The 3,063-nt window shown below is 59.1% G+C and carries 5 protein-coding genes; all 5 read left to right on the top strand.

What is annotated here, in order from left to right; translation table 11 throughout:
- A partial coding sequence (locus AC1DWI_RS17970; protein ID WP_477725355.1) for a beta-ketoacyl-ACP synthase II occupies nucleotides 1-883 on the top strand: 883 nt, incomplete at its 5' end.
- Nucleotides 884-915: 32 nt separating this feature from the next.
- On the top strand, nucleotides 916-1,458 hold the full coding sequence (locus AC1DWI_RS17965; protein WP_477671319.1) for a hypothetical protein: 543 nt from the start codon (nucleotides 916-918) through the stop codon (nucleotides 1,456-1,458).
- The gene (gene rpoE / locus AC1DWI_RS17960; RefSeq protein WP_457279382.1) at nucleotides 1,455-2,099 is read left to right on the top strand and encodes an RNA polymerase sigma factor RpoE; all 645 of its coding nucleotides are present in this window, start codon (nucleotides 1,455-1,457) and stop codon (nucleotides 2,097-2,099) included. Before AC1DWI_RS17965 ends, rpoE begins: the two co-directional genes overlap by 4 nt.
- Before the next feature lie 104 nt (nucleotides 2,100-2,203).
- The gene (locus tag AC1DWI_RS17955) at nucleotides 2,204-2,812 is read left to right on the top strand and encodes a sigma-E factor negative regulatory protein (protein ID WP_477671320.1); all 609 of its coding nucleotides are present in this window, start codon (nucleotides 2,204-2,206) and stop codon (nucleotides 2,810-2,812) included.
- A gap of 36 nt (nucleotides 2,813-2,848) precedes the next feature.
- The coding region (locus tag AC1DWI_RS17950; RefSeq protein ID WP_477725354.1) for a sigma-E factor regulatory protein RseB domain-containing protein at nucleotides 2,849-3,063 on the top strand (215 nt) is incomplete at its 3' end.

Below are 3,063 nucleotides of genomic sequence, written 5' to 3'. Positions count from 1 at the left end.
AATGCATTCCGAGCTGGTCAATCGCGGCCCGCGCCGGGTGTCTCCGTTTTTTGTACCTGCCTCGATCATCAACATGATTTCCGGGCATGTATCCATCAAATTCGGCTTTAAAGGCCCCAATGTCGCGGTCGTAACGGCCTGTACGACGGGACTTCATGCCATCGGCCTGTCCGCGCGCATGATTGAATATGGTGATTGCGACGTGATGGTGGCCGGTGGCGCTGAGTCCTGCGTCTCTCCGCTGGGCGTAGGCGGCTTTGCCGCAGCGCGTGCCCTGTCCACCCGCAACGAAGACCCGAAAACAGCATCTCGCCCCTGGGACAAGGACCGTGATGGTTTTGTGCTGGGCGAAGGCGGCGGTGTGCTGGTTCTCGAAGAGTACGAGCATGCCAAAGCACGGGGCGCCAGAATTTATGCTGAACTGACCGGGTTCGGCATGAGCGCAGACGCATATCACATGACAGCGCCCGATGTCGACGGACCGCGTCGCTCCATGGTCATGGCGTTGAAGAACGCAGGTGTCAATGCCGACGAAGTCCAGTACCTCAACGCGCATGGCACGTCCACGCCGCTGGGCGACCTGAACGAGACAAACGCCGTCAAGGCGGCGTTCGGCAGTCACGCTAAAAACATGGTGGTCAGCTCGACCAAATCCATGACGGGTCACCTTTTGGGCGGCGCCGGCGGCATTGAGTCGGTGTTTACGGTGCTTTCGCTGTATCACCAGAAAATACCGCCGACCATCAATATCTTCAACCAGGATCCCGAGTGCGACCTGGACTACTGTGCCAATACCGCGCGTGACGCAAAAATCGAGGTTGCCGTCAAAAACAATTTCGGGTTCGGCGGCACCAACGGTACGCTGGTCTTCAAGCGCGCCTGATTTCCCGGCTCACGCACATCCAACAGCCTGCCTTGAGCCTGCACAACGCCCCGCCGGTTGTTTATCCGCTGGGGCGTTCGCGTTTTCTGGGTACTCTTTTGTTGGGTTTATGGCTGTCCGGGCTGCTTTTAGCGATGCTCTGGTATTTCAACGGAAACCGTCAGCTGGATTGGCGCATCGGCCTGGCACTTACTGCCGCTTTGGGCGCTGGTGTGGCAGCACATATTGGTTGGCGAAACTCTCCGGCGGGCCACTTGGCATGGGATGGCGAAGTGTGGCGCTGGGAGAGCCCGGGTTATCAGGCGGGCGTCGCCGAATATGAGCTTTCAGTCCTTGCCGATTTTCAACACTACTTACTGCTTCGGCTTGAAAATTCTGCTCACGCACGGCTGTGGCTCTGGGTGGAGCGCGGCGTCATGCCGGAGCGATGGCTGGACCTGCGCCGGGCGGTCTACTCGCCGCACAAGTCATCTTCCACCTTATCGCCGCACGATTTTCTGCCTGCAGAACCCGTGCCGGCTGTGGCAGTATCGGGGTCTATGCGCCCAGTTGAAGTCACGTCACAAAACCCATGAGCGCTGACCTGCCTCCGCCTCAACTGGAAAAAGCAACCGACAGCGATGCCATGCTGGTGGAGCGCACCGTTGCAGGCGACCAGAAGGCATATGAGCTGCTGGTCATCAAATACCAGCGGCGCATCCAGCGTCTGATAGGCCGTATGGTGCGCGATGTGGACCTGGTGGAAGATATCGCCCAGGAAACGTTCATCCGCGCCTACAGGGCCCTGGCGCAGTTCAGGGGCGAGGCCCAGTTCTACACATGGCTTTACCGGATTGCGGTGAATACCGCCAAAAAGGCCCTGATGGACCTTAAACGGGATCCAACCGTCTCTGAAAACTCCTTTAAATCGGGCCAAAGCGATGAAAGCGATGAAACTTCCCCGCTTGAAAACGAACTAACAAGCTCGGAAACGCCGGAAGCCGTGCTGGCCACCAAGGAAATTGCGGAAATCATCAATGCCGCCATGGAAGCCTTGCCTGAGGAGCTTCGCCAGGCCATTACCCTACGCGAAATAGAAGGGCTGAGCTACGAAGAGATTTCAGAGGCGATGGATTGCCCTATCGGTACAGTGCGGTCACGGATTTTCAGGGCGCGCGAGGCAATTTCGCAGAAGGTGAAACCGTTGCTGGAAAACCAGAGCGGCAAGCGTTGGTGAAGCCGCAGCACCCAGGAGCCATCCATGAACCCACGAATCAGACCCCGTATTTTGAGCCTTTCAAAACGGCAGTTCCGCTGCCCACGAACATGATGAAACCGTCAATGCAAACCAGCGAACTCATGTCTGCCCTGGCCGATGGCCAATTGGACGGGGACGAACTTGTGGCTGCGCTCGATGCCAGCCGGCGCGACGATTCAGCGGTCGCCGCCTGGGACGCCTATCACCTGATTGGCGATGCCTTGCGGTCGCCTGCGCTTCGGACCAAAGGGGTGGACATGGCCTTTTTGGCGCGCCTGAACCAGCGCCTTGCCCAGGAAACCCCGGCCGGTTCGAATTTTCATCCTGCTGTTCCGGCTCTGGATGTTGTTCAGGTACCCGTGCAAGCAATGTCTCAACCGCATGGCGAAGCCGCCAATGACAGCGATTTCCGCTGGAAGCTGGTAGCAGGATTTGCCTCACTCGCCGCGGTGGCTGCCATTGCGTGGAATGCCTCCGGCTTGCTGGCACCCGGCTCGGCGCCGCAGCTTGCCCAGGCGCCACTGTCACAACAGGTGTTGGTTGCTTCGCCCCAAGGCCCAATGGTGCGGGATGCCCGGCTGGAGGAACTGCTGGCTGCACACAAGCAGCTGGGGGGCACATCGGCCCTGCAGGAGCCCTCGGGCTTCTTGCGCAATGCCACCTTTGAAACGCCGCAAAATGCAGGACGCTGAGCGGGCGCCTGCTTGTCGCCGGGCTTTGGAAACCTCATGAAATTCAAGCTATTTCGCCTTCTAGCCCTTGCGGGATGTGCGCTGCCAGCTATGAATTTTGTAGCGGCACAGGTGCCGCCGCCGGCCCCTGCTGCGACGCCCGTGGAATCCCGCAACATCAACGATTGGCTGATGCGCATGCACGAGGCTTCCAAAAAGCGCTCATACATCGGCACCTTTGTCGTCTCTTCCGGTGGTGCCATGTCCAGTGC

Source organism: Polaromonas sp. P3_C2, from assembly GCF_056402675.1.
The sequence above is the reverse complement of the archived record's forward strand: the minus strand, read 5'-3'. Positions and strand labels throughout refer to the sequence as shown.

Bases quoted from the DNA above. Each gene is read 5' to 3' on its own strand.
- AC1DWI_RS17955 (WP_477671320.1), top strand. From the start codon at position 2,204: ATGCAAACCAGCGAACTCATGTCTGCCCTGGCCGATGGCCAATTGGAC.
- rpoE (WP_457279382.1), top strand. From the start codon at position 1,455: ATGAGCGCTGACCTGCCTCCGCCTCAACTGGAAAAAGCAACCGACAGC.